This window comes from Pedobacter sp. BAL39 (genome assembly GCF_000170795.1).
Lineage (GTDB): Bacteria > Bacteroidota > Bacteroidia > Sphingobacteriales > Sphingobacteriaceae > Pedobacter.
In genome coordinates this window covers 243,926-263,480 of record NZ_ABCM01000001.1, presented here as the reverse complement: position 1 = coordinate 263,480, position 19,555 = coordinate 243,926, and the positions used below count along the sequence as shown (strand labels likewise).

Sequence of the window (19,555 nt, the reverse complement as noted above, 5' to 3'; positions counted from 1 at the left end):
TCATTAACTGAAATGAATGTACGCAGTATTTAAAAGGGAATTATTCAGTCTGCTCAACTCCATGATGGCCTACATCACCATCGGTGTTTTCTTACTGGCCTGTGGATTGTTATTATGGTTTTTCCCTGATACCTCCATCCTGGAATATGGTTACGCGGAGCTGACAGGTTTCTTCAGCCTTGCTCCATTCCTGTTTATGTTTATGATCCCCGCCATCACCATGCGGTCCTTTGCCGAAGAAAGGAGGGAAGGGACATACATTCTGCTGGCAACAAGGCCGCTAACAGACTGGCAGATCATTTTTGCCAAGTACCTGGCATGCCTTGTAGTCGTGCTTTTTGCATTGGTTCCTACCATCGTCTACTATATTTCTGTATCCCGGCTTGCTTTTCCTGTAGGAAACGTCGATACCGGGGCTGTAATAGGCTCCTATCTTGGTCTTCTGCTGCTTGGAACCGCATTTTTGTCGGTCGGCATCTGCGCCTCTTCATTCACCAAAAACCAGGTCATTGCTTTTGCGCTCTCCGTTTTCATCTGTTTCATTACCTATACTGGTTTTGATGCCATGAGCCAGGTGTTTGCCTGGAGAAACCTGGAACAGGTATTTCTTGGGCTGAGCGTCAATGAGCATTATCAATCCATCAGCAGAGGCGTGCTGGATACCAGAGACCTTATTTATTTTATAAGTTTCATCGCGGTCTTCCTCGGCATAACAAAATTGGTGATCGGAGGCAGGAAATGGTAAAATATTCAAAATATGTGAGCATATTGCTCTTTTTGCTGATGCTGGTTTTGCTGAATGTGGCCGCCCAGTACTGGTACACAAGGATTGACTTTACCAAAGAGCATCGTTTTACACTAAGCGCTAAATCAAAAGAGATTCTGACAAAGGCAGATCAGCCAATTACCATTACCGTTTTTTTGGAGGGAGACCTTCCTGCGGCATTCAAAAGACTTAGAAATGCGACAAAAGACCTGCTTGCTGATTATAAAGCGTACTCTGGAAAAGAACTGAAAGTGATTTTTACTGACCCCATCTCGGGCCATTCTGTCGGGGAACAGGACACGATCATTAACCAGCTTTATCAGGCTGGAATAGAGCCGACCACGTTGAACATTAAAAATGACGCTGGTTTCGCTCAGAAGATGGTTTTTCCGATGGCCATGGTCAGCGCGGGCACGAGACAGCTGCCGGTCAAGCTCCTGCAGAATATGGGCGCTACAGGCAGTTACGAAGAAAATATCAATAATTCCATCCAGAATCTGGAATATATATTTACGGCGGCCATCCAGCAGGTACTGAGTAACTCACATCCGCGCATCGGATTTACGGAAGGCAATGGCGAACTCTCTGATGTACAGCTGAGTGATGCCATCAGCAGCCTCTCAGATAGTTATGAGGTGGGCCGGGTAAACCTGAATGATATTGATGCCTCTGGATTGGATAAACTGAAACTCCTTGTGATCGCTAAGCCACAGCGGGAGTTTTCCGAAGCCCAAAAATTTAAGCTGAATTATTTTGTCATGAACGGCGGGCGTGTAGTCTGGTGTATCGACCAGGTGGGGGCGGATCTCGACAGCCTCAAGGGCTCTGGTGAGCAGCTGGCCTTCAATAGAAAACTGAACCTCGATGATATGCTTTTCATGTATGGGGCAAGAGTCAACTATGACCTGGTTGCCGATGCGAACTGTACAGAAATCCCATTGAGCATGGCGGGCCCCGGACAAGGTCAGATCCAGATGGCGCCATGGGTATATTACCCATTGCTGATGCCGGATACGGCACATAACCTGGTCAAAAATATTGATGCCGTCCGTGGGGAGTTTGTGAGTACGGTAGACACGATAGGGGTCCGGGGACTTACAAAAACAGTCATCCTGCACTCTTCCCCTTTCAACAAGGTCTTTAGCGCTCCAAAGCTCCTCTCGCTGCAGATGGTTGCAGAACAGCCCGATCCACGTGATTATGCGAGTACAGAAAAGGCGATAGGCGTGCTGATTGAAGGTAGCTTCCCATCGGTATTTTTAAACCGCGGTATTCCTGCAGGCATTAACAGTAATTTCACGCTGCCGGCACAAGGCAAAGCCAGCAAGATGGTGGTGATCGGTGATGGGGATGTGTTTAAAAATCAGATCAGCAGCAAAGACGGCTCGGTTTTCCCGCTGGGATTTGACCGTTATACGCAGAGGAACTATGGCAACAAAGCACTGTTGCTTAACATCGCCGATTACCTTACCAATTCCGATAATTTGATCGCGCTGAGGAATAAAGAGGTTAAGATCAGGTTGTTGGATAAAGCACGTTTACGTGTGGAAAAAATGCAATGGCAGCTAATTAATTGCGGCGTCCCGCTGCTATTGTTGATATCATTCGCGATTTTTCAACATTATTACCGCAGGCACAAGTATGCAAGGTAATTTTTTATATTTTTGAGAACTGACTAGATCATACTATGAGATTTATTGTATCCACATCAACGTTATTAAAACATTTGCAAACGGTAAATGGTGCGTCAAGCAGCAGCACCGTTCTGCCAATACTGGAAAACTTCCTTTTTGAAATAAAAGACGGAAGTCTGACCATCTCTGCTACTGATTTACAAACCAGCATGACCACTTCTTTAGCTGTAGAATCCAAAGAAGGAGGAAAAGTAGCCGTGCCGGCCAAAATATTACTGGACACCTTAAAAACCCTTCCTGATCAGCCAGTATCTTTCAATATCGACGATAGCTCTTTCTCCATCGAGATCAGTGCCGGTGATGGAAAATACAAACTGAGTGGTGAAAATGGGGATGACTTTCCAAAAATCCCGGTAGTGGAAAATGCCTCTTCGGTAAACCTTCCTGCTTCTGTATTGACCGAAGCCATCACCAAAACCATCTTTGCGGTAAGTAACGATGAACTTCGTCCGGCAATGACTGGTGTATTCTGCCAGCTTTCAGAACAAAACATCACCTTTGTGGCTACTGATGCACACAAGCTGGTGAGGTACAGAAGAATGGACAGCAAAGGGGATAAATCTTCATCTTTCATCCTTCCGAAAAAAGCACTGACGCTTTTAAAAGCAGCGCTGCCTTCTACGGATGTCAATGTTTCCGTAGATTACAATGCCACAAGTGCCTTTTTTAAATTTGATAACATCAACCTCGTATGCCGTTTGATTGATGAGCGCTATCCGGATTATGAAGCGGTAATTCCTGCGAATAACCCTAATAAATTGGTGATCGACAGAGCGTTGTTTTTAAATACCCTGCGTCGTGTGGTCATCTTTGCCAATAAAACTACTCACCAGGTGCGTCTAAAAATCAACGGAAGTGAATTGAACATCTCTTCTGAAGATCTTGACTTCGCCAATGAGGCTCATGAACGTCTGAGCTGCCAGTATGAAGGTGAAGACCTGGAGATCGGCTTCAATGCACGTTTCCTGATCGAGATGCTCAGCAACCTGAGTGGCGAAGAGGTCACCCTGGAATTGTCTACACCTAACCGTGCGGGACTCCTGATCCCTCAGACCAATGACGAAAATGAGAATGTCCTGATGCTGGTGATGCCGGTGATGCTCAACAATTACAACTAGTATAAAAACCCACTATAAACAATGCCCTTAAAGAGTTTCGTGCTTTCTTAGGGGCATTTTTGTTGAAGATATATCGTAATGTCTTGGATGGATCTATTCGTAAATGGAATTTAATTTTGTGAGTTATTCATCTTTATTTACTGATTTAGAATATAATACCTTAATTTAGTATTCTATAATCCCCCTTAATAAAATGAAACTATTTTCAAATGATCTTTTTAAACGAACGACAGCCTTCAGGTTGATGCCTGTCGTTTTATTGGTGTTATTAACGGCCGTGTTAAGTTCTTGTCTGAAAGAACCGGATCCTGTGCCAACCGGAGAGGCCAAAGTAAGGTATGTGAATGCTGTGCCAGGGTCTAACCCCCAAAATTTCTATGTAAATGGCCAACAATTGAATTCACTGACTGTTAGTTACGGTTTTGCTTCAGACTACGTGACGATTACGTCAGGTTACAATAACTTTATTTTTGCAGATCAAGGTTCTACAACCGGCAATGCTACTGATGCTGGTACACTTGCTATAGGAGATGTTGTTACCTTTTTCTACTATAGGACACAGGATAACAAAGTTTTAGCTACCGGTATTAACGATGATCTCAGTGCACCTGCTGCTGGAAAGGCTAAAGTCAGGTTTATCAACATTGACAGCTTTCTTCCAACAACCACTAGTTCGATAGCGATTACTACGGTTGGCGGTTCCGCATTGGAGACTGCATTAGCTTTTGGAGGTGTATCAAAATATTATGAGGTAGATGCCGGAGTTCAGTTCAGTGCTACAGCCACTACAGCTGCGGGCGTCGTTACTGCACCTAATGTTAACCCAGGTATTGTCGCTGGTAAAACTTATACCGTCTGGTACAGTGGTACTACGGCAACCGAGCTGACGGGTTATTCCATTGTTCATAACTAAAATGACAATCTAAAAATAAAAATATCGCGGTTATTGCTGCGATATTTTTATTTTTGGGCTTAAACTTAAAAGACTTTGGACATTTTCTCGCAACTTGTAGATTTTATATTGCATACCGATAAAGCTTTAGTGAAGCTGGTTAGTGATTACAAAACCTGGACCTACCTGATACTTTTCTTAATCATTTTTGCCGAAACCGGCTTTGTAGTGACCCCCTTTCTTCCCGGAGACTCTATGTTATTTGCCGTTGGTGCGCTGATTGCGAAGGGAAATACCGGTCTGGAGATCTGGCTGATGTTTGCGCTGCTCAGTGCGGCAGCCATTCTCGGGAATAGCCTCAACTATAAGCTGGGTAGTTTCCTCGGTATGAAAGTATTCAAAGAAGGCAACAAAATACTCAAACTCGAATATTACAATAAATCCCACCAGTTTTTTGAAAAACATGGCGGAAAGGCCATCATGTTCAGCCGCTTCCTGCCCATCTTCAGGACCATTGCCCCTTTTGTGGCAGGTGTGGCGAAAATGCCATTTGGAAGGTTTACCTATTACAATGTCCTTGGCGGCTTGGGCTGGATTGGAAGTCTTTTATTCGCGGGCTTTTTACTCGGACAGATTCCTGTTGTCCGTGACAACTTCTCCATCGTCATCATTACGATTGCCGTAGTAACCTTTGCGCCTGTAATCTTTGCCGCAGTAAAAAGCAAATTCAAGGCGAAGGAACTGGCGGAAGAGGAAACCCCTTCAGTGTAGGCTGACCTGCATCTACCCATGCGGAATACCAGTAAGCACCGGTTTTCCGTATGGCTTCACGCATCTGCCGTTCTACCATGTGTTTCATGGAATCATGGTAGAGCCGTGAATAACCTTCCGTATGTTGCTTAACTACCTTGTTCTTTCTTTTAGAGTATCCGTACTTTCGGTATATTGGAAAGCTGCTGTTCAATACTGAATCCAGCTGAAGGACACTGTCGACCAGCAAATGTGTTTTGCTGACCATCTTCCAGGCTTCTTCCAGCGGATCGGAAATGTATTGCGCCTTGCCCAGCAGGAAGTTATAATCTTCAGAGAAAAGCTCCGGCAGCCTGCTCTCCCAGAATGCATGAATGCCCTGTTGCCCGCTCAGCTGTCCGTCGTGGTTCGCCGTGGTGTGCAGCGGCACCTGCGCATCGGAAAGGTAATGGCCGAGGTAGGCAGAATAGATCAGTATTTTCGCAGAATCCCGCTGCTGGAATGCGCGGACCAGTTTATAGTAGGACTGCTGGATCTGCCATGGAAGAATGCCCGACTGATTCATTTTCTTTAATCCATATTTCTTTACCGCATCAGGATACTTTCTCGGGATGCTGTCGATGCAAACCTCATAATGCTCTACATCCAGGTAATGTCTGGCCGCCTCTGAGGTGTCTGCATAGCGCCTTTTGTCGGGGTCTACGGCATGATCCCTAAGGTACCTGCGGTTCTGCTTGTAAAATGTATACATCCCTTCAGGAAGCGTAAAAACAGCGAGCTCATTGATGCGCATATGTGCGAAGAAGCCCCAGCTACCGGCGCAAAAAGGACATAAAAAAAGTATTACAAAGATTAAGACAGGTCTCATCTTTGTAATACTATGGATATCCGGTTAAAGGATGGTTATTTGTCGATGCTTTTGCCTTTCATGGCTGAAGAAACCGCAACATCCATCACCCGTTCCGCAAAAGGGCGGGTAAATTCATTCAGCTCATCTGCCATCTTGAGGATCTCGTCCTTTTGGGCCGTTGCCAGTGCAGCTTTCAGCGCTTCGATGTGTTTCTTTGTTTCCGTAATTTCGGTTTCAGTGAGGTAAACACCGTGCTTCTCCAGAAAACGTTCAGCGGTATAGACGAGCTGTTCGCCTTCACTTCTCGCTTCAATCAGCATGCGCTGCTCCACATCGCTCTTGGCATGGGTAATGCTGTCGATGAGCATCTTTTCCACCGTATCGTCGCTTAGTCCGTAACTTGGTCTGACGTCAATTTCCTGTTTTACACCCGAACGGAGTTCTATGGCCTGAACAGTCAGGATGCCATCAGCATTGAGCATGAAGTTGATGTCTACCTTAGGCAGTCCGGCCGGCATCGCAGGGATCCCCCTAAGCTCGAACTCTGCCAGCTTGCGGTTTTCCTGCACCAGGTCGCGTTCTCCCTGAAATACAGAAATCTTCATGTTAACCTGCCCATCAAGGGAGGTGGTATATTGCCGGCCCGCCTTAGTCGGCACCTTTGCATTTCTGGGGATGATCACGTCCATCAGTCCGCCCATGGTTTCAATGCCCAGAGAAAGGGGGGTGACGTCAAGGAGCAGGATGTCGGAACGGTTGCCGGCAAGGATGTCAGCCTGGATGGCTGCGCCCAGGGCAACAACTTCATCCGGGTTAATCTGATCATGCGCCGGGCGTCCGAAAAATTCCGTAACCGCCTGCTTGACATAAGGGGTTCGGGTGGACCCACCCACAAGCACCACTTCATCAATGTCAGCAATGGTCAGTCCGGCATCCTGCAGGGCCTGTTTACAGGAGTTCATGGTTTCGGCAACCTTAGGCGCAATCAGCTCCTGAAAGGTCTGTTTATCGATGCTGCACCAGATGTCGCCAATCTTTTCATTGAACAGGTTCTGAGTGGTCAATGCCTTTTTCGCTTCTTCAGCTTTCAACCTCAGCATCTGCATGGTTGCTGCGTCCAGGGTGGACTGGTCCAGTTTATTTTTATCAATCCAGTAATGTACAATGGCGCGGTCAAAATCATCGCCCCCGAGGAAGGTGTTTCCGTTGGTCGACAATACCTCAAAGATGCCATTCTGAATGGCAAGAATGGAGACGTCAAAAGTTCCGCCGCCAAGGTCGTATACGGCAATGGTCTGTTGTTTATTTGGATCAAGCCCAATACCATAGGCAAGACTCGCTGCCGTAGGCTCGTTGACGATACGCAGCACATCCAGTCCGGCGAGTTTTCCGGCATCCCTGGTGGCCTGACGCTGACTGTCGTTAAAGTATGCCGGGACGGTGATCACCGCGCGGTTTACCGGCGTTTTCAGTGCATGTTCTGCACGTCCTTTCAGTTCCTTCAGGATTTCCGCAGACAGCTCAATCGGGGTGTAAAATTTATCCCCCGCCTTGATCTTCACCAGAGTGTCGTTCTCATCATCAATGATTTTATAAGAGAAAGTATCCTGATGTGCTGCAAGGTCCTTATAGGATCTGCCTAGCAGACGTTTGACGGAAAATATGGTGTTTGCGGGATCTGTGATTAAAAATTCTTTAGCCTCATTTCCTACCAGCGTGTCTCCATGTGCGTTGAAGTGCACAACGGACGGTACGAGTAGCCCTTTGCCGGTGTCGTTAATGACCTGGGGAAGTTTGTCCGGGTTGATAAAGGCGACCAGACTATTGGTGGTGCCGAGGTCGATGCCAACAATAATTTCTTCCTGTTGTAAAGAACCTGTAGCTAGGTTGATGGATATCTTTGCCATAGACCTGCAAATTTAGGAATGTTTTGAGGTATTTTTGTTTTAAGGTTGTAATGTTTTCCCGGTACCCTCCAGATCAAGTTCTTTTTTGTGGATGTTGTACAGCCAGATGACGATGTCCTGATAGCTGTCGGTGCCTTTGTGCTGGTTGTTGAGCTTCAGAAAGCTGTCCAGTGCAGCGTCCATGTAGCCATACATGTCGCTGTTGTATTTTTGCCAGAAGGCACGGTCATTTTTGAACTCGGCAATTGTTCCTTTGTTGATGGTCTCGTAGATCTCCTGGTAATGTTCAGGAGTACGGCGGCGGATTTCCAGAAGGATGCTCCTCAGCATATTGTAGTTTGCGGAGTACCGGAAAAAAGCATCTGCACTGTTCACTGCGCTCAGGTAGCCGATCAGGTTTGCTTCATCCTCACGGGCGATGCCCAGTTGGTGTGCAATTTCATGGCAGGTGACAAAGGGCAGGGCCGTGCGTGGCAGCATCATGTTGACATTGGCCTCTCCGGATAGCGGATTATAGTAACCCTCAATTCCGATCTTGGTGATCAGCCAGCTGTTCAGCACCGGTTTGACAGAGGGGCAGGTGTATTTGAAAAAATCCTGCCTGCGCTGCATCAGGTCGTAGCTTTCCTTTGCCTTTTGCTTCAGTGTATGAATGTCGTAACGAGGCTTTTCAATATGTTGCGATTGATTGATGCGGGTTATAAAGAAGCGTGCAAGAGAAAGCAGCTGTTCAGTGTTGTATTTCTCTGCGGCAATGCCAAGGCGACTGGAAATGGAAGGCCTGGAATAATTCAGTCCCCAGAGCAGCTTGAAAGCCAGGTAGAGGATGAGCATGAAGCTCGCCACCTGGAACGGGAGGTCGCGGCGACTGGCTTTTGTTTTTGTTTTTCGCGTTTTGAGCAACCTGTAGCTGCTCCACAGCACATAAAGGATGAGGAACACGTAGAGGAAGTCGCCCAGCGCAAAAGCAAAGGGGCTGCTGAGCCATCGTTGTAAGACAGCACTAAACTGGTAGCTGCCGTCCGAATAGTAATGTTCAACAAAGCTGCTGCTCGTGCCGGCGACATAAATGAGTGCCGACAGTACGAGCAGCAGGACAAACAGCCTTACTTTGGGGCGGTTTGCCAATATCATTACCTGTTGAAGTTTAATCTTTTGCCAATCTCATGGGTCATGAACTTACCTTTCTGGTAGGCCAGGTTTCCGGATACAAAAGTATGGGTGATGTCTGCCTGAAAAGTTTGTCCCTCGAATGGCGACCAACCGCATTTGTACAGGGTGTTGGCACGAGTAACCTTCACGGGATCGTTCAGATCTACCAGGACAAGGTCGCCCCAGTATCCTTCCCTGATGAAGCCACGTCTGTCGATTTCAAAGCAGGTCGCCACATTGTGTGCTGTCTTCTCTGCAATCTGCTCCAGGGTAATTTTCTTCTGATGGTACATTTCCAGCAGTGCGAGCATGGCATGCTGCACCAGTGGGCCGCCGGAAGGGGCTTGGAGGTAAGGCTGCTCTTTTTCTTCGATGGTATGTGGCGCATGGTCGGTAGCAATGATGTCAATGCGTCCGTCCAGCACTCCTTTTAAGATGGCATCTTTATCCTCTTCCGTTTTTACTGCGGGGTTCCATTTGATCCAGTTGCCCTTAGTCGCATAGTCGCGGTCGTCAAACCACAAGTGATGTACGCATGCCTCTGCGGTGATCCTTTTGTCTTTCAGCGGGATATTTTCAAACAGCGCCACTTCCCTGGCTGTGGAGATGTGTAGAATGTGCAGGCGTGTGTTGTGCTTTTTGGCGAGTCCAACAGCCATAGAAGAGGACAGGTAACAGGCTTCCGCGCTACGTATAAGCGGGTGCATATCGATCGTAATGTTGTCGCCATACTTTTCTTTATACAATGCCAGGTTGCGTTGGATGGTATGTTCATCTTCACAGTGTGTGGCCACCAGGATCGGTGCATCTTTGAAGATGTTTTCCAGTACCTGTTCGTTGTCCACGAGCATATTCCCGGTAGAGGAGCCCATAAACACCTTAATGCCGCAAACATTTTTGGGGTCTGTTTTCAGGACTTCCTCCAGGTTATTGTTGGAGGCACCCATGAAAAAGGAATAGTTGGCCAGGGATACCTCGGACGCAATTTTATATTTATCGGCAAGGAGCTCCTGGGTAAGGGTGTTGGGCACCGTATTGGGCATTTCCATGAAAGAGGTGATGCCTCCTGCCACTGCGGCCATACTTTCTGTGAAGATGTCCGCCTTGTGTGTCAGTCCGGGCTCCCTGAAGTGTACCTGGTCGTCGATCATTCCGGGAAACAGGTGAAGTCCCTCGGCATTGATTTCTTTAGCGCCCGGTGCCTCGATGCTGTCGCCTATCTTTGCGATCAACCCATCTTTCAGGAGTACATCAGCAACGAAGATCCGGCCTTCATTTACTACTGTGGCCGCTTTTATCAAAATGGTATTCATGTCGTCAAAACTAAATAAAATATTTGTTAATTGCCTTTCCAGCTATTGTCAGCAGGCCTGGCATCCATAAATATACCGCCGTCAACCAACAGGCTGGCAATGGCTTTTTTGGCCTTGATGTTGATGCTTGCCTCCTGTTGGTTTGTCTTCCATACCGCCGGTGTCTGATGGAAAATAGCTTTGCTACCGTCATTATACGTTACCTGAATGTCGAAGGGAACGGCAAAACCGCCTGTGTTTTTGATGTCGATGTGGTAGCTTAACCCTTCGTTTTTTACCTGCGCCAGAGTAAGGTCGATATAGTTGTTGCTGAAAAACCAGTTGTTCCAGTACCAGTTCAGGTTTTCCTTTGCGACGTCATTGATGGTATAAAAGAAATCCCATGGGATGGGGTGTTTACCATTCCAGCGTTCCATGTAAGCATGCAGGTATTTCTTGAAGGTATCATCACCGAGCATATCCTTCAGGGCAAGGTAGGCAAGGGAGGGTTTCACGTAAGCATTGTTGCCGTAACCCCGGTCGGATACCTGTGTTGACATCGAGATAATCGGCTGATCTTCTTCCGTGGAATTGTCAAAGATCCATCTTTTTACCCTGAACTCTTTATAGTTTTCGTCGGCTTTCGCTTTTCCTAGCTGGTCAATGGCAATAAGGTATTCCAGGGTAGTGGCCCAGCCTTCGTCCATGTGTGCGTAACGGGTTTCGTTGGTACCCATGTAAAAAGGGAAGTAGGTATGCGCAATCTCGTGGTTGAGCACAAACTGCGAAAACTCATTGTCGGGAGTTGTGGAATCATTGATCATCATCGGGTATTCCATGTCCGCAAAGCCCTGTACGGAGGTCATCTTGGAGAAAGGGTAAGGCACGCCTGGCCAGTTGTTGGAAAACCAGGCCAATGCCTGTTTGCTCCAGTCGACAGCATGGGGGAAATCGGTTGCCTTTGCGTCATAGGAAGACTGCAGGCTGGCGCGGCGTTTGGTTTTTTTGTCGACCACAACGCTGCCGGCATCCCAGATGTACTTATTGCTGACCGAGAAGGTGATGTCGGTGATGTGGTTTGCGCTGAACTTCCAGTTGTTCCATTCATTTTGTTTAGTTACGGTTCCGCTGTTCATCTCCATTGCATTGGCGATGGAAATGACCTCATCACTGGTATATGATTTTTTTAGTCGCGCGGCAAATTTAGGCTGCAGCACCTCGTCCGGATTCAGCAGGTCGCCGGTTCCCCAGACTACGTAGTTTTTCGGTGCTTTTACACTGAACTCATAGTCGTTAAAATCATTGTAAAATTCTGCCCTGTCGGTATGTGGGATAAGGTCCCATCCATTGTAATCGTCATACACGGAAATGCGTGGAAAAGCATAGGCAACAAAAAAGGTGCTGCTGTCCAACTGTCCCTCGCGGCCGCTCTGTTTGGACAGCGGGTAGTTCCAGCTGATGTCGAAGGTCGTAGTCTGTCCGGGGTTTAGCGGTGTTTTCAGTGGCAGGGTTTCCACGGTTCCCCAGCCATCGCTGTTGAGCTTATAAGTCTGCCCGGCATTGCTGAACTGGGTAATGTTCAGTCCGCTGGTCAGAAAGTCCTTTCCTACAGCTCCTGACCTTGGGTTTTCAGGTTTGTGGATGTTGTTGACAAATCGCAGTGCAATCCGGCGTAGGGTATCGGGGCTGTTGTTGGTATAACTGATGGTTTCTGTTCCGATGACGGTTTTGGTAATAGGGTCAACGCTCATGGTCATGTTGTACTTCCCTTTATTTTGCCAGTAATTTTTTCCCGGGCGCCCATCCATGGCCCGTGTGCCTTTATCATAGGCCATCCTGATGTTTCTTGGCATGTAGAGTTCCTGTGCCTGCAGGCTGCTGGTTCCCAGCATCAGGAGGGATAAGAGGGAAAATAGGTTTCTTTTCATTATTTGTGTTTATGCTGCGCTAAAAATAGCATTTTCATAAATAAAGAGGGAATTCTATCCTATGATTTACAGGTTTGGTATATGGCACGCGCTGCGATATGGCATCTTTCTGGACTTTAATGTAGCCCTGCAGAACGAAAAAAAGAAGCATGAAACAGTTGCCCTGCGCGCGCTGGTATGGAAAAAATGACCGGCGCTGCTATAAATAATAGTATATTTGCAAAATGCCCAAATCATTTGAAGAGTTTAACCTCAACCGACAGATTTTAAACGCAGTAGCAGATGCAGGATTCACTGTTGCTACGCCGATACAGGAAAAAGCCATTGCCCCGGTACTTTCAGGACAGGACCTTTTTGGTATCGCTGAAACAGGAACAGGGAAAACTGCGGCCTATGTCCTGCCGATCCTGATGCAGCTGAAGTATGCACAGGGGGACTCCGCACGTGCGCTGATCCTCGCCCCGACAAGGGAGCTGGCGATGCAGATTACAGAACACATCAAGGTGTTTTCTACTTACCTTGACCTGCGTACTGTGGTGATCTTTGGCGGAATAGGACCTAAAACGCAGATTGAACAAATCAAAGCAGGAGTGGACATCATCGTGGCTACACCGGGACGTTTCCTGGACATTTACCTTGCCGGACATATCAACACGCAATACCTGAAATTCCTCGTACTCGATGAGGCCGACAAAATGATGGACATGGGCTTTATAGGCTCCATCCACCGCATACTGGAAGTGGTGCCCCGCAAACGTCAGAACTTGCTTTTCTCCGCAACGATGAGTAGCCTGGTGCAGAAAATTGCCGGCGACTTTCTCAAACATCCGACAATTGTAGAGGTAGCAGAGCAGGCAACACCGGCACAGACAGTGACGCAGACGCTTTATGAGGTGCCTAATTTCAAAACGAAGATCAACCTCCTGCAGCACCTCATGAAAAATGATGAGGAGTTCAAACGGGTGATCATCTTTTGTAAGACCAAGACGGTGGCCGATAACATATTCAGCTTTATTGAGCGACGTTTTGGGGCCGATGCAGTAAGGGTAATCCACGCCAACAAAGGACAGAATACCCGCATCAACTCCATCAACGACTTTAAGGAAGGGAATATCCGCGTGCTGGTGGCTACTGATGTGGCTTCCCGCGGGATAGATGTTTCTGAGGTAAGCCATGTGATCAACTTCGACGTGCCCATCATCATCGAAGATTATGTACACCGCATTGGACGTACAGGTCGTGCGTTATCCAAAGGGGATGCACTGACCTTCTTCACGGATGCCGAAAAATATTACATTAAGAAAATAGAAAAATTAATCAGGCAAGAGATTCCTGTTGTACCTTTGCCAGCGGAAGTATTCGTGGAGGAGACGCCTTATGAGGAACGTCAGGCCATCAACAGGGCTATTGACGATCAGAAGCGTAAGGAAGATCCAACCTTTAAGGGTGCTTTCCATGAGAAAAAACATGCGGCTTCCATCGCGGCAGCAGAAAGAGCAAAAAACAGGGACAAAACCCCTGCGTGGAAAAAAAAGAAATTCAAAAACAAAAAGTAAAAACACGAGTATCCTTGAAGCTAAAACTGACGCCTTTGAATATTGTGTCTGCGGTCTTCCTAACGATTGCCGTCCTGTTGCTGCTTGAGGACAACAAACCTCGGGGAACAGCAATGTACCTCAATATTTCAGGGATCCTGATCGGATTTAGTTTCCTAGTGGCTGTGATTGCTTTTATCTCTGACCAGATCTTCAGGCGGTTTGTGCCGGAGCTGAAAAAAATCTGGATCCTGGAATCTTTCTTCGTTTTCTTTACTGTCTTGCTGATCATCATCATCAAGGTCAGCGTCAGCTAAAAAAGCCATTTAATCAATTTATACATATTCAGCTAGATAAGCACATTCAATGAAAAAAGCAGAAATAAAAATCACCGTAGAACTGGATGATAATAATGTTCCTGACAATATCCTTTGGGAATCTACCGACGCTAAAACGCAGGAGCAGGTGCCTGTGAAGTCGATGATGCTCGCCCTGTGGGACCACAACTATAAAAACTCCATGCGCATTGACCTGTGGACCAAAGATATGCCTGTTGATGAGATGAAAAGGTTTTTCTATGAGACGCTGCAGACCATGGGAGACAGCTTCCTGAAGGCTACAGGTGAAAAACTGATCATCGAAGATCTGCGCGACTACTGTGCACACTTTGCTGATAAGATGGGTATTGACATGAAACGTTAATGGTCATGAGAATTCAGGGTATTATTGGAGCTGTATTGATGGCTGTAGGTGGCATTTGCCCACTCCTGCGCGTACCGATCATGGGCAACTGGAACTATTTTGACCTCGACCAGCGGCTGGCGATTGCTTTTTATGTGTTGGTAGTCATTGCTTTACTTGGTTCCCTTACTAAAAAAGCAGGCCTGATCAGGTTTGCCGGATGGGCTGCGGTGGTGCTGGTTGCCATCACCTTTGTGGGGATCTACTTCAAAACACAAGGTTCCTTTGGGTTTTTACACTTCAAGGGACTGATCAACCGGGCATCCGGCCTGGTCAAATATAAATGGGGATGGCTGCCGGTCTTCGCGGGGATCCTGGCACTCCTCACGGTGCGGAAGCCGAAAGTGATTGTCGTCAATCCAATGCCGGAAAAACCGGCAGTATAAGGGTTTTAATTCAGCTCTCCGAGCGTCTTGTGCTGTCTTTTACGCTTGTAATGGGTTTGCTTAAGCTGCTCGGAGCCACTGATGATGCTGATGTTGCCATCCACCTCCAGCATGGCCAGCTTCACATCTTTATATTTCTCAATGCCATGTTCTCTCATGGCTTCCTGCAGTTCTTCGTTGGTGATGCCCAATAGCGCCAGCTTGGCAAAATCGAGGTTCCCTTTATGAATGAGGATTTCCGGCTGCTGGGAAAGAAGTGCCCTGAACTTTTCACTTCTGAACATGAGTTTCTTCAGAAGGTAGTTCAGTGCAAATAATACTGCTGCTGCAACCAGCCCGCCAAGCAGGCTGGTGTTGCTGCCCACCATCGCATTCTGGACGGCGTTGCTGATCAATAAAATGAGCACTACATCGGTGGTGTTCAGTTGTGAAAGCTCCTTCTTGCCCGTCAGCCGGATGGCAATCAGCATAAAGGCATAGACGGAGAGACTGCGGATGATAATGTCGACATACTGGTTCATATCCTGTTTTATTTCTTCCTTAAAAGTACTTCAAATCCTTTATCTTTACACCTTCATGCTGCTACTGAATCAGGTAAAATATTTAATCCGTAAAGAACTGCTTTTGGAATGGCGCTCCAAATATGCGCTGAATGGAGTTTTATTGTATGTCGTCTCTACGGTGTTCGTCTGTTTTCTTTCCTTTATCAGCATTGATAAAATCACCTGGAATGCCCTGTTCTGGATCATCATGCTTTTTGCTTCCATCAATGCGGTATCCAAAAGTTTTCTTCAGGAAAGTAAAGGGAGGCAGTTGTACATCTACACCCTTGCCAGCCCGATTGCACTCATCATCTCAAAGACAGTTTACAATGTCATGCTGATGATGCTGCTGACATTGATTGCGCTGGCATTCTATACCCTGGTTTTTGACTATGTGCCGGCAGACCTGGGATTGTATATTGTGGCCACGATATTGGGCAGCCTGAGTTTCTCCACCATATTTACCATGGTTTCTGCCATTGCTTCCAAGGCCGGAAATGGCGGTATGCTGATGGCGATCCTCAGTTTCCCGCTGATCATTCCCGTGCTGATCGTGCTCATCAAGCTGACAAAGAATGCTATTGACGGCCTGGATAGAAGTGTGAGTTACGACGAAATCGGCCTGCTGCTGGTCATTAATGCACTGGTCATGGCTGTTTCCTTACTGCTGTTTCCCTCTCTTTGGAGAGATTGATGCTTTTTTACGTTGATTTCCCTACCTTTGACCAAATTAAATTAAACTGAATGTATAAAAGCTGGTGGAAGATATTAGCTTCACTGTTGGTGATCTACTCTACTATTTGGGGATTTTTATCGAAGGCGCCTGAGCTGCCCATCCTTCATGAGAGTATCCGCAACCTCTATTTTCATGTGCCAATGTGGTTTGGTATGATCGTGCTCTTCAGTATTTCTGTGTTTTACAGCGTGAGGTTCCTGAGCAGCGGCAATCCTGAAGACGACCTGAAAGCGGTGGAAAGCACAAATGTAGGGGTGATCTACGGTGTCCTCGGAATAATTACGGGTGCCATCTGGGCAAAATTTACCTGGGGTCAGGCATGGAGTTTTGATGTGAAGCAGAACTTTGCGGCCATATCTATATTGATGTATTTCGCATACCTCATCTTGCGTAATGCAATTGATGAAGAGCAGAAAAGGGCAAAAATTGCTGCCATATATAATATTTTTGCGTTCCCGATCATGGTGGTGCTGCTTTTCGTACTTCCACGTCTGTCAGATTCACTGCATCCTGGGAATGGCGGCAATCCGGGCTTCAATGCTTATGATCTGGACAGCCGTATGAGAATGATCTTTTACCCGGCATGCCTGGGTTGGATCCTGATCGGATACTGGATTTATACACTCGTTTACAGATTACGTTCTTTAGAAAAAAAACATGCTTAATTTTATGAAAAAAGTTGCCCTTACCCTTTTCCTGCTGATGTTGACCGTACAGTTGTTTGCTCAGCAGCAAGGTGGTTCTCTTTCTGATGATGTCTATGCTTCAGGAAAGATTTATGTGGTGGTCGCTTGTGCGGTGCTGATCCTTCTCGGCCTGCTCATCTTTTTGTTTACCCTGGACAGAAGATTGAAAAAGATCGAAAAACGCAACCTGGAAAAATAAGTACGTTCGATTGATGGCGTTTTAAAATGGCTGGTGCATTTCTGGAAGCTGAGGGATTTCTGAAAGCACCATACTTCAGCGTTGCTGATTAGCATTTAATCGTATTTACCTACTTTCAGTTGTTGCTTACCTTACATTTAATCGTTGCCTACCTGATTTCAATTGTCGCTTGCTGGAAATCTGTATATTTTACTTCCAATCTGTTTTTCGATGCAGAGCAGGTCACAGAATTTCAAATAAGATTTCAACACTCATTTTTATTGCTAATATTTTTAGTAAATTTGAGTTATGAACCACAACATCAACCCAGATATAGGTGTGGACGATACTACGCTCATATCATTTGAAAAATACAGACATTTAAGAAACCTGATCTTCAAACACCTGCTGACGATTTATGACCGTCTGGATTATCGTGATGCGGACGGGCGGAGTTACGAGATCCTGATTTGCGGTTCCAAAGGCAACCATACCTGCATGAGCGTATTTAACGTAATCGAATGGCTGGGCTTTTTTGAGTCTGGTACTTTTCCTTTTCAGATGGTGAGACACCTGACTTGGTGTCTGCATCGTCAGCGGAAATACAACCTCTGCTAAATAGGGTGAAATCTTCAAAAGTTGACCTGAGCGCCTTGTTTTCCTTGTTTTTTCGGAGGGTGTAAAAAAATATAAAAATATTTTTATGTGTAAAAAGATTGGGATCTGGCTGAAAAGCCATCTCCTGATGATGTCGTTTTCTGAAAAAAAATTCAACAAAAAAGGCGTTCTATTTGTTGTTTAAACCGATTTACTATTGTTCTTTGTTCGCGTGGTAGAATGGGTGTTTTTTGGTTATGCCGGTGATGGTGTGCCTGTTACACTAAGGGTTTTGAGATTTGCATAAATGATTTTTTTTACTGCAATTTTGCACCCGTAAAGAATAAGAACTTTTACTCAATTCATAAAAAACAACTAATGGCTAATTTAGCAAACGAGACCAATTTTTTTGCAGATGTCTGTAAGAATTTTGACAGTGCCGCACAGTTTACTTCACATCCTGAAGGATTACTTACCCAAATCAAAGCTTGTAATAGTGTGTATCGTTTTCAGTTCCCTATCCGCAGGGGGAATGGATTTGAAGTGATTGATGCATGGCGCGTGGAGCACTCTCATCACATGAGCCCTACAAAGGGTGGTATCCGCTACAGTGAAATGGTAAATGAGGACGAGGTGATGGCTTTGGCGGCATTGATGACTTACAAATGTGCGATCGTGAATGTTCCCTTTGGTGGTGCCAAAGGTGGGATTAAAATTACCCCTAAAAATTATACCGTGGCTGAGCTGGAAAACATCACCCGCCGCTACACTACAGAACTCATCAAAAAGAATTTTATAGGCCCCGGTATCGATGTTCCCGCTCCTGATTATGGATCTGGTGAACGTGAAATGAGCTGGATTGCCGATACTTATATGACCATGAACCCTGGTCAGCTGGATGCATTGGGTTGTGTGACGGGTAAACCCATCGCACTGCATGGTATCCGTGGCCGTAAAGAGGCTACAGGACGCGGTGTGGCATATGCCGTACGTGAATGTGTCAATGTGCCTGAAGATATGGCGAAGCTGGGCTTTACCGCTGGTTTAGGTGATAAAAGGGTCATTGTACAGGGATTGGGAAATGTAGGTTATCATTCCGCGAAATTCCTGGCCGAGTTCGGTGCGACCATCGTTGGTCTTTGTGAATTTGAAGGTGCCATCTACAACGAAAATGGCCTCAACATCGATGAGGTTTTTGCACACCGCAAGCTGACCGGATCTATTCTTGGTTTCCCTGGTGCTCAGGAATTTAAAAATTCCATGGACGGACTGGAGCAGCCCTGCGATATCCTGGTGCCTGCGGCTCTTGAAAATCAGCTGACGGTAGAAAACATAAGAAACGTGAAAGCGAAAATTATTGCTGAAGGTGCGAACGGACCTACCACCCCTGAAGCAGAGGCGATTTTCACTGAAATGGGTGGGATCATCATTCCTGATATGTACTGTAACGCCGGTGGGGTAACAGTATCCTATTTTGAGTGGCTCAAAAACCTGTCGCACGTCGCCTTTGGCCGTATGGAAAACCGTTACGCAGAAAACTCCAATGCGAACCTGATCAAAACACTGGAAAGTGTAACCGGAAAAAGCATTCCCGCGGAACACCGCCTGATGATCGTAAAAGGTGCGTCTGAGATGGAGCTGGTAAATTCCGGCCTGGAGGATACCATGATTCACTCTTACCATGAAATCAGGGAAACGCTGATCACCAAGCCAGGTGTGCAGACACTGCGGACAGCCGCCTTCGTAGGCTCTATTGATAAAATTGCAGTTTCTTACATGAACCTGGGTGTATGGCCATAATTCAC

Annotated in this window: 20 protein-coding genes; 14 read left to right on the top strand and 6 right to left on the bottom strand. The window is 46.5% G+C overall.

Annotated elements, in window-relative coordinates; genetic code table 11:
- Window positions 1–16 precede the first annotated feature (16 nt).
- The 5 genes from gldF to PBAL39_RS01200 all read left to right on the top strand — a co-directional run bounded on the left by gldF (window position 17) and on the right by PBAL39_RS01200 (window position 5,241).
- Window positions 17–745, top strand: a complete 729-nt coding sequence (gene gldF / locus PBAL39_RS01220; RefSeq protein WP_008237390.1) for a gliding motility-associated ABC transporter permease subunit GldF — start codon at window positions 17–19, stop codon at window positions 743–745.
- Window positions 739–2,418 carry a gliding motility-associated ABC transporter substrate-binding protein GldG gene (gene gldG / locus PBAL39_RS01215; RefSeq protein WP_008237388.1) on the top strand — a complete coding sequence of 560 codons (1,680 nt, stop codon included), beginning with the start codon at window positions 739–741 and terminating at the stop codon, window positions 2,416–2,418. Before gldF ends, gldG begins: the two co-directional genes overlap by 7 nt.
- 35 nt (window positions 2,419–2,453) lie before the next feature.
- A complete protein-coding gene (gene dnaN / locus PBAL39_RS01210; RefSeq protein WP_008237387.1) occupies window positions 2,454–3,578 on the top strand; it encodes a DNA polymerase III subunit beta in 1,125 nt (374 codons plus the stop codon).
- A gap of 193 nt (window positions 3,579–3,771) precedes the next feature.
- Window positions 3,772–4,491, top strand: a complete 720-nt coding sequence (locus PBAL39_RS01205) for a DUF4397 domain-containing protein (protein ID WP_008237386.1) — start codon at window positions 3,772–3,774, stop codon at window positions 4,489–4,491.
- A gap of 75 nt (window positions 4,492–4,566) precedes the next feature.
- Window positions 4,567–5,241: a VTT domain-containing protein gene (locus PBAL39_RS01200; RefSeq protein WP_008237385.1), complete on the top strand. Its 675-nt coding sequence runs from the start codon at window positions 4,567–4,569 to the stop codon at window positions 5,239–5,241.
- On the opposite strand, the gene PBAL39_RS01195 is transcribed toward PBAL39_RS01200, so the two are convergent.
- The 5 genes from PBAL39_RS01195 to PBAL39_RS01175 are packed head-to-tail and all read right to left on the bottom strand — an operon-like array spanning window position 5,198 to window position 12,349.
- A complete protein-coding gene (locus PBAL39_RS01195) occupies window positions 5,198–6,088 on the bottom strand; it encodes a zinc dependent phospholipase C family protein (RefSeq protein WP_157273844.1) in 891 nt (296 codons plus the stop codon). The genes PBAL39_RS01200 and PBAL39_RS01195 overlap by 44 nt on opposite strands.
- A gap of 35 nt (window positions 6,089–6,123) precedes the next feature.
- Entirely contained in the window at window positions 6,124–7,977 is a 1,854-nt protein-coding gene (gene hscA / locus PBAL39_RS01190) for a Fe-S protein assembly chaperone HscA (RefSeq protein ID WP_008237383.1), read from the bottom strand.
- A gap of 39 nt (window positions 7,978–8,016) precedes the next feature.
- On the bottom strand, window positions 8,017–9,111 hold the full coding sequence (locus PBAL39_RS01185) for a DUF3810 domain-containing protein (RefSeq protein WP_008237382.1): 1,095 nt from the start codon (window positions 9,109–9,111) through the stop codon (window positions 8,017–8,019).
- Window positions 9,111–10,442 carry a dihydroorotase gene (locus tag PBAL39_RS01180; RefSeq protein ID WP_008237381.1) on the bottom strand — a complete coding sequence of 444 codons (1,332 nt, stop codon included), beginning with the start codon at window positions 10,440–10,442 and terminating at the stop codon, window positions 9,111–9,113. The genes PBAL39_RS01185 and PBAL39_RS01180 overlap by 1 nt, the downstream gene beginning before the upstream one ends.
- Before the next feature lie 26 nt (window positions 10,443–10,468).
- Window positions 10,469–12,349 (bottom strand): M1 family metallopeptidase, encoded by a 1,881-nt coding sequence (locus PBAL39_RS01175; RefSeq protein WP_008237380.1) that lies wholly within the window; start codon window positions 12,347–12,349, stop codon window positions 10,469–10,471.
- 224 nt (window positions 12,350–12,573) lie between these two features.
- Here PBAL39_RS01175 and PBAL39_RS01170 point away from each other — a divergent pair, with 224 nt between their 5' ends.
- From PBAL39_RS01170 to PBAL39_RS01155, 4 genes are read left to right on the top strand one after another with little or no spacing between them, the layout of a single operon-like run.
- The gene (locus PBAL39_RS01170; RefSeq protein WP_008237371.1) at window positions 12,574–13,905 is read left to right on the top strand and encodes a DEAD/DEAH box helicase; all 1,332 of its coding nucleotides are present in this window, start codon (window positions 12,574–12,576) and stop codon (window positions 13,903–13,905) included.
- A gap of 14 nt (window positions 13,906–13,919) precedes the next feature.
- Window positions 13,920–14,201: a hypothetical protein gene (locus PBAL39_RS01165; RefSeq protein ID WP_232282878.1), complete on the top strand. Its 282-nt coding sequence runs from the start codon at window positions 13,920–13,922 to the stop codon at window positions 14,199–14,201.
- Between the two features lie 49 nt (window positions 14,202–14,250).
- The gene (gene gldC, locus PBAL39_RS01160) at window positions 14,251–14,586 is read left to right on the top strand and encodes a gliding motility protein GldC (RefSeq protein WP_008237367.1); all 336 of its coding nucleotides are present in this window, start codon (window positions 14,251–14,253) and stop codon (window positions 14,584–14,586) included.
- Between the two features lie 5 nt (window positions 14,587–14,591).
- Window positions 14,592–15,011 carry a hypothetical protein gene (locus PBAL39_RS01155; RefSeq protein WP_157273843.1) on the top strand — a complete coding sequence of 140 codons (420 nt, stop codon included), beginning with the start codon at window positions 14,592–14,594 and terminating at the stop codon, window positions 15,009–15,011.
- Between the two features lie 5 nt (window positions 15,012–15,016).
- Here the strand turns inward: PBAL39_RS01155 and PBAL39_RS01150 are convergent, their stop codons facing one another.
- Window positions 15,017–15,532 carry a DUF421 domain-containing protein gene (locus tag PBAL39_RS01150; protein WP_008237362.1) on the bottom strand — a complete coding sequence of 172 codons (516 nt, stop codon included), beginning with the start codon at window positions 15,530–15,532 and terminating at the stop codon, window positions 15,017–15,019.
- A 55-nt stretch (window positions 15,533–15,587) separates the two neighbouring features.
- Between PBAL39_RS01150 and PBAL39_RS01145 the strand changes: the two genes are divergently transcribed.
- From PBAL39_RS01145 to PBAL39_RS01125, 5 genes are all read left to right on the top strand, one after another.
- A complete protein-coding gene (locus PBAL39_RS01145) occupies window positions 15,588–16,247 on the top strand; it encodes a heme exporter protein CcmB (RefSeq protein WP_039865897.1) in 660 nt (219 codons plus the stop codon).
- A 50-nt stretch (window positions 16,248–16,297) separates the two neighbouring features.
- Window positions 16,298–16,954 carry a cytochrome c biogenesis protein gene (gene ccsA, locus PBAL39_RS01140; protein ID WP_008237357.1) on the top strand — a complete coding sequence of 219 codons (657 nt, stop codon included), beginning with the start codon at window positions 16,298–16,300 and terminating at the stop codon, window positions 16,952–16,954.
- A 4-nt stretch (window positions 16,955–16,958) separates the two neighbouring features.
- Window positions 16,959–17,174 carry a CcmD family protein gene (locus PBAL39_RS01135; protein ID WP_039865965.1) on the top strand — a complete coding sequence of 72 codons (216 nt, stop codon included), beginning with the start codon at window positions 16,959–16,961 and terminating at the stop codon, window positions 17,172–17,174.
- A gap of 288 nt (window positions 17,175–17,462) precedes the next feature.
- A complete protein-coding gene (locus PBAL39_RS01130) occupies window positions 17,463–17,771 on the top strand; it encodes a hypothetical protein (RefSeq protein ID WP_008237352.1) in 309 nt (102 codons plus the stop codon).
- Window positions 17,772–18,128: 357 nt separating this feature from the next.
- Complete coding sequence (locus PBAL39_RS01125; protein WP_008237345.1) at window positions 18,129–19,550, top strand: Glu/Leu/Phe/Val dehydrogenase; 1,422 nt, start codon at window positions 18,129–18,131, stop codon at window positions 19,548–19,550.
- The last annotated feature ends 5 nt before the right edge of the window (window positions 19,551–19,555 follow it).